6 protein-coding genes are annotated in these 6581 nt (G+C 55.9%); 3 read left to right on the top strand and 3 right to left on the bottom strand.

Translation table 11 applies throughout. From position 1 onward, the window contains the following. Positions 1-2: 2 nt before the first annotated feature. From M7F93_RS00715 to M7F93_RS00725, 3 genes are read right to left on the bottom strand one after another with little or no spacing between them, the layout of a single operon-like run. Complete coding sequence (locus tag M7F93_RS00715; RefSeq protein ID WP_298167509.1) at positions 3-1277, bottom strand: MFS transporter; 1275 nt, start codon at positions 1275-1277, stop codon at positions 3-5. Then, positions 1274-1633 carry an ArsR/SmtB family transcription factor gene (locus tag M7F93_RS00720; RefSeq protein ID WP_298167512.1) on the bottom strand — a complete coding sequence of 120 codons (360 nt, stop codon included), beginning with the start codon at positions 1631-1633 and terminating at the stop codon, positions 1274-1276. The genes M7F93_RS00715 and M7F93_RS00720 overlap by 4 nt, the downstream gene beginning before the upstream one ends. Next, positions 1630-2367 (bottom strand): MBL fold metallo-hydrolase, encoded by a 738-nt coding sequence (locus M7F93_RS00725; RefSeq protein ID WP_298167514.1) that lies wholly within the window; start codon positions 2365-2367, stop codon positions 1630-1632. Before M7F93_RS00725 ends, M7F93_RS00720 begins: the two co-directional genes overlap by 4 nt. A gap of 213 nt (positions 2368-2580) precedes the next feature. On the opposite strand from M7F93_RS00725, the gene dsbG reads away from it, so the two are divergent. Genes dsbG through M7F93_RS00740 form a run of 3 tightly spaced genes read left to right on the top strand, consistent with a single transcriptional unit; the run spans position 2581 to position 6430 of the window. Then, positions 2581-3432 carry a thiol:disulfide interchange protein DsbG gene (gene dsbG, locus M7F93_RS00730; protein WP_298167516.1) on the top strand — a complete coding sequence of 284 codons (852 nt, stop codon included), beginning with the start codon at positions 2581-2583 and terminating at the stop codon, positions 3430-3432. A gap of 2 nt (positions 3433-3434) precedes the next feature. After that, positions 3435-6050, top strand: a complete 2616-nt coding sequence (gene pepN, locus M7F93_RS00735) for an aminopeptidase N (RefSeq protein ID WP_298167519.1) — start codon at positions 3435-3437, stop codon at positions 6048-6050. A gap of 38 nt (positions 6051-6088) precedes the next feature. Beyond that, the gene (locus tag M7F93_RS00740) at positions 6089-6430 is read left to right on the top strand and encodes a hypothetical protein (protein ID WP_298167521.1); all 342 of its coding nucleotides are present in this window, start codon (positions 6089-6091) and stop codon (positions 6428-6430) included. Positions 6431-6581 lie beyond the last annotated feature (151 nt).

Consider the following 6581-nt stretch of genomic DNA (forward strand, 5'->3'; position numbering starts at 1 on the left):
GATTAAGTGGTTCGGTGATGGGTTTCTTTGACCGCCAGGGCGACCCACAAACCCGAGAGGGCAACGATACCGGCCGTCAACCAGATAGCGGAGAGAATCTCGTCACCCCATTGAGCGACCAGACCGAGAATCAGACCACCGATGGCGTAACCCGTATCCCGCCAATAGCGATAGATACCGAGGATCCGACCTCGTTCCAGGGGTGGGGCGACATCCGACATGGCGGCAATCAGATTGGGATATAGCAGAGCCATACCGAGCCCCATCACCGCAGCGGTAATGATCCATGCGGAAAAATGACTGACCAGTGCTGTTCCGGCGAGTCCTGCTGCAAGCAGCGCGAAACCCAGCAACACGGGAGGTTTGCGACCGATGCGATCGGCCAGATGTCCGGTCCAGAACTGGCACAATCCCCAGACCATGGCGTATATTCCGGTAATCCAGCCGATGCGAATCACACCCAGACCGTGGAAGCGAAAAAATACCGGAAAGAGCACCCAGACCAAGGTGTCGGCGATTTTATTGGCTACCCCGGCCTGGCACAGTGCCCGATAGGTGATATCCCGAAAGGATACCCGCAGGAAGGTCGCCCATGCGCCAGCTTCAGGCGTGGTGGAGACGGGTACCCCGGCCCGTTGCTGGTTCTGGGTATGTTCGGCATGCACCCAGGCTATCGTGTCCTGTATCCAGAACAGCAGCATCATGGCCAGGGCGATAACTATCAGGCCAAATACCAGCAAGGCCCAGCGCGGTCCGTAGAGGACGGCCAGATAACCCGTAGCGAGACCTGCCAGCCCTACCGCAATGTAACCCATCGCCTCGTTGATGCCGACGGCCAAGCCGCGCTGATGACTGTTGGCCAGATCAATCTGACTGGTGACCGTCATGGTCCAGGTGAAGGCCTGATTGATACCGAGAAATACATTGGCGCCAATAATCCACCACCAGTTGGGTGCAAAGAAAATCAGGATTGGAATGGGAATACCGGCTATCCAGCCCAGCAGCAGGACGCGTTTGCGGCCGATCCGGTCGGAGAGCCCGCCGGCCACAAAGTTCAGGGCTCCTTTGACCAGACCAAAAGAAATCACAAACGACGCCAGAAACAAAAACGCGTTTTTGTCGACACCGAAGATATGGCTCATGGCGGGCAGCACATTGCGCTCCATGCCGATGATCAGGCCGACAAAAAAGACTTGCGCAGTCTGTAGCAGAAACTGCCCACGGTTGATGAGGATTCCTCGCACATGCTGCGGTGCGGTCGACGCCGTGGAGATCATGAGCGATATTCTTTACGGATGGGTGCGACTGTACTCAGTTCCCGCTGGTTGCGGGTGGTGATCTGCATCTGGTCGAGAATGAGCTCGCGCACGATCTCGCAGGTCTCCAGTACCTTGGGACTGGTGAGCCGGTAGTTGCAGAAGGTTCCGCATTTGTCACAGTGGACCAATCCCCGCGCTTTCAGAATATTCAGGTGCTGGGAGACATTGGCTTTGGACATGCCGGTCAGTTCGGTGAGTTCCCCGGCGTTGCGCTGCCCCTCCCCCAAGTGGTGGATGATCTCCAGACGTTTGGGGTGGGCCAGGGCCGCAAAAACCTCTGCGAAAAGGGCGAAGCGTACGGTTTCGTTGCTCATACCGCTTTTCCCAGATTGGCGGCGACAATGCGCATCATTTCTGCAGGCTTCTCCGGAATATTGGCTGTGAGCTCGCGGATAAAAGTCGCCCTGTCCATGCTCAAGTAAGGATCCCAGCGTTTCTCGAAACCCAGCGTCGAGGAGGGTTTCCCGGACAATCCCGCGCCGCAGACACTGCCTGCAGCGTGGCCGGGGAATATCTCCAGATCATCGGGGAGGGTCAGAAGCTTCTGGTGGAGACTATCGTAAAGCCTTCCAGCCATTTCTTCCGGGGTGCCGCCCAGATCCGGCCGACCGACACCACTGACAAAGACTGTGTCGCCGGTCACTGCGAACCACGGGTCCGGGCTACGCCGTATGTCACTCACCAGCAGACAAACGCTGTCCATCGTATGCCCCGGGGTGTATAGCACTTGGGTCAGGACGTTGCCGGTTTCCAGCACTTCACCGTCCTTCAAAGCGCGAATGGGAAAATGGACCTGATTCACATCGCTCTCATGCAGGCAGTAGGGCGCATCCGCCAGAGCCGCCAGTGCCTTGCCACCCGAGAGATGGTCAGCATGGATATGGGTATCGATCACGAAGCTGATCCGTACGGCCGCCTTTTGTGCTTCACTAAGAAACCACTGCTCGTCACCGGCCACCACATCTACGGCAACCGCAAAGCCTTTGCCACCACAACCATAGAAGTAGGACAAGGTCCCATCGGTACTGCTGCGTTGTTTGAAAAACATGAAGATTCCTCCGCAAAACATTAGTCAATAAATATCTTAACCAATATATGAATAGAAGCCGGAGGGTGTCAAGATCCATTTCGTTTTAGGTCTATTCGCCATCAAGGGCGGCTCGTTACTGATGGGGTCGTCTGGCTTTTACCACGGACACGGGTTTAGAATCCCAACATGTCATCATCATATCTCACCAAAACAGAGGGACAGTATTCATTCATGGAGAAAAAAACCATCGCGTTGGCCATAGGTCTTTTTATCATCGGAGGTTTCACCGGCGCCGTCGTGGAGCGTTTTGCGGTAGCGCCCCGTGTGGAAACGGAAGTCAGCCTCAGCGCTGCGAAAAACTTGCTAGAATCCGTGACCCACGGGCAGGCCAAGGCCGAAAAGGTGTTCCCCGGCCCCGGCGGATTAACCGGGATCGAAGTGACTCTGGGAGGACATCCGACTATTGCCTTTGCCACTGCGGATGGCAAATATCTGATTGCCGGTCCGGTTCTGAATACGCAAGGTGAGGACGAAGCGCATGCGGCGATGATGAAGCTTGGCCTGATTCCCAAGCCGGCGAGTCCTGCGATTATAGCCAAGAAGGCGGCTCATGCCGACAGTTTTGTGCTGGGTACCAGCGGGCCGGAGATGATTGCTTTTGTCGACCCCGACTGCATTTTCTGCCACAAGTTCTATGAAGAGGCCAAGCCACTGATTGACGCCGGCAAGCTCAGGGTGCGTTATGTGGTGGTGGCGTTCCTCAAAAGGAGCAGCGGCCCCAGAGCCGCCGCTATTCTCGGTGCCAAGGACCCTGCTATCGCTATGGCGGAGAACGAAAAAGGCTTTGATGAAGCGACGGAAGAGGGGGGTATCAAGCCTGCCCAAAATCCTGGCACAGCCATCATTAGTGCAGTAGAAAATAACACTAAGTTGCTCAGTGAGAGCGGTGAAATGGCTACCCCTACCCTGATTTACTGTGATCAAAAAGGTGAACCCACCCTGGCACATGGCTTGAGCAAAGAAAACCTCAAAGATTTTGTTGCACACATTGGTAACCTGCAAAATGGAGCATGTCAGAAGTGACTATGCCCGGGACAAACGCAGCCGTGATTCAGCGTGGCGACTACAAAGTACCCAGATATCAGGTCTCTGAAGTCGCTCTTGATCTGCGTTTGGACCCGGAAAATACCGAGGTATATGCCCGCCTCCATTTTCAACGTATCACTACGGCTCCAGTTACCGAATTGCATCTGGATGGCGAGTCTCTGGAGCTGTTGAGCCTCCAGCGGGATGGCCGGACTCTGGCAGAGCATGAATATCGACTGACTGACGCGGGCTTGTTGCTACTGAGTCCCCCGGAATCTTTCGTTCTGGAGAGCACCGTGCGCATACATCCTGCGGCCAACTCCACGCTTTCCGGTCTTTATTACGCGGGCGGGCAATTCTTGACCCAATGTGAAGCGGAGGGCTTCCGGCGCATTACCTACACCCTGGATCGTCCCGACTGCCTTGCCCGTTTCACGGTCACCTTGCATGCCTCTCAAAAAAATTGCCCGGTGTTACTCGCCAATGGCAACTGTATAGCCACGGGTGACGAGGAGGGCGGCTGGCACTGGGCCAGCTGGGAAGATCCTTATCCCAAACCGGCATATCTCTTCGCCATGGTGGCTGGTGATCTGGCGGTGGTTCGCGATCAGTACCGTACTGCTTCCGGCCGGGACGTGACGCTGGAAATCTATGTGGCCGAACGTGATACCGGCGCCTGCGCCCAGGCCATGGACAGCCTCAAGCGTGCTATGCGCTGGGATGAGGAGGTCTACGGTCGGGAATACGACCTGGACCGTTACATGATTGTCGCTACCGATAGCTTCAATATGGGCGCAATGGAGAATAAAGGCCTCAACATTTTTAATGCTAAATATGTGCTCGCCAGCCCGGAAACCGCCACGGACAGCGACTATCAGGGCATTGAGTCAGTCATCGCCCACGAATATTTCCACAACTGGACCGGCAACCGGGTGACTTTGCGTGACTGGTTTCAGTTGAGTCTCAAGGAAGGCCTGACCGTGTTTCGCGATCAGGAGTTCAGTGCCGATCAGAACTCCCGCGGTGTCCAGCGCATCGGTGATGTGCGCCGTTTGCGCACTGCCCAGTTCCCGGAGGATGCTGGTCCTCTTGCCCATCCGGTGCGGCCCGACGCCTATTCCGAGATCAATAATTTTTACACGGCGACGGTCTACGAAAAAGGCGCCGAACTGGTGCGGATGATCCACACCCTGTTGGGTAAAGCACAGTTTCGCCAGGGCATGGATCTCTATTTCCAGCGACACGATGGTCATGCGGTCACCATCGAAGACTTTATCGCCGCCATGGAGGATGCCAACCAGCGCGATCTCTCCGGTTTTCGTCGCTGGTATAGCCAGGCGGGAACGCCAATCCTGCGAGCGACTGGCAGCTACGATCCGACCCGGCGCAGCTATACCCTCACTCTGTATCAGGAAACCCCGGCAACACCTGGACAGCCCGTCAAAGAGCCGGTGCCAATCCCCGTGCGTATGGCGCTGCTCAACACTCAGGGGCAACGGGTCCCTCTGGGCGGAGCTGACCGTGAAAGCATACTGTTAATGGAGCGGGCTGAACAGTCATGGACTTTTAACAACCTCCCTGATCCGGTGATTCCCTCCCTTTTGCGTGGCTTCTCTGCCCCGGTTCGCCTCGAAAGTCCATTAGATGATGATGCCCGTAGTTTTCTCGCTAGCCATGATGATGATCCCTTCAATCGCTGGGAGAGTACCCAGGATCTTGCGGTAAAAGCCTTACTTGCCGCCGTAGCTGATGCGTCTGTTGCCTCGCTGCCGGACGCTCTGCGGCATGCTATCGCGACGACTTTAGGCGATGCACAGATAGACCCGGCTTTTCGTGCCGAACTGCTTTCTCTCCCTAGTGAGGAATATATCGGCGAGCAGATGCCGGTGATCGCCGTCGAGGCCATTCATCACGCGCGTGATGAACTGATGCGCACTATCGGCACGCAGTTCGTACCGGAGTGGATGGGGTTGTATCACAATCTCGCCGCGGACTATCAGCGCGACGGTTTATCTATCGGTTGCCGACGCCTGCGTAACCTGGCCCTCAGCTATCTGATTGCCAGCGACCTTGAAGGCCATGAGGAGATGATCCTGTATGCCCGCCAGCAATACGCTCAGGCCGACAATATGACAGACCGCTTGGCCGCTTTTCAGTTGCTGGTACAACATCGTTATCATGATGCCGAGGATATCCTGCTCGACTTTTACCGAAAGTGGCATGAATATCCGCTGGTGATTGACAAATGGTTTGCGATACAGGCATCTGCACCACGCCCGGAAATCCTGCGTCAGGTAGAGCACTTGCTCGTGCATCCCGCCTTTGATTGGCGGATACCTAACCGGGTACGCGCAGTGCTCGGTGGCTTTGCCGCTAATCCCACGGTGTTCCATGCGGCGGATGGTTCTGGTTATGCCTTTTACGCGGAACAAATCTGTCGTCTTGATGATCTCAACCCGCAGACGGCGGCGCGTCTGGCAACGCCCCTGAGCCGTTGGCAGCGTTACGATGCTCAACGCCAGCAGGCTATGGGCGAAGCCTTGAAAAGGCTGGCGGGTAAGCCCAAGCTTTCCCGCGATCTGGCAGAAGTCGTACAGCGTTCTTATCCCACTTAAAGATTGAATATGTTCACACACCTAAGGAGACTGAAAAGATGGCTATAGATCGTCAACGCGCCCTCGCCAGAGCAGTCATGCTGAAGCACGAAGAAAGCATGGATGCAGCGACAATCGCAGTTGCGGAGCAGTTAAGTGGCAAGGAAAATCTCACACTCGGCGAGGCCGTCAGCGTTCTGGGTAATGATCAGATCGCCGAGGTGGTAGGTTTCCTAAGTGAGAGCATGAACTGTCAGCAACTGGAGCAGGTCTGCGACACTGACACCTATGATCTGGAGCAGGCACGCGAGTGGGAAGTGACGGAGCCGCAGTATTGCCTGGCCCACGAAATTGCCTTGATTGCGCATATGACCGAACGCAATCGCGAGAGCCTGAATTAAATACTGCCGGGAATTAGCCCCATGGTCGTGGAGCGTCCTTCAGACGCTCCCAATACTTGGAGAATTTTTTGTGTTGCCGGCTCTCCCGGGCATGAAGATAGCCCACCAGCAGCCCCGCACTGAAAGCGAGTCCATGCTTGCGGCTGGGGGG

The sequence above is a fragment of the Acidithiobacillus sp. genome (genome assembly GCF_027322205.1).
In the GTDB taxonomy this organism is placed as follows: domain Bacteria; phylum Pseudomonadota; class Gammaproteobacteria; order Acidithiobacillales; family Acidithiobacillaceae; genus Acidithiobacillus.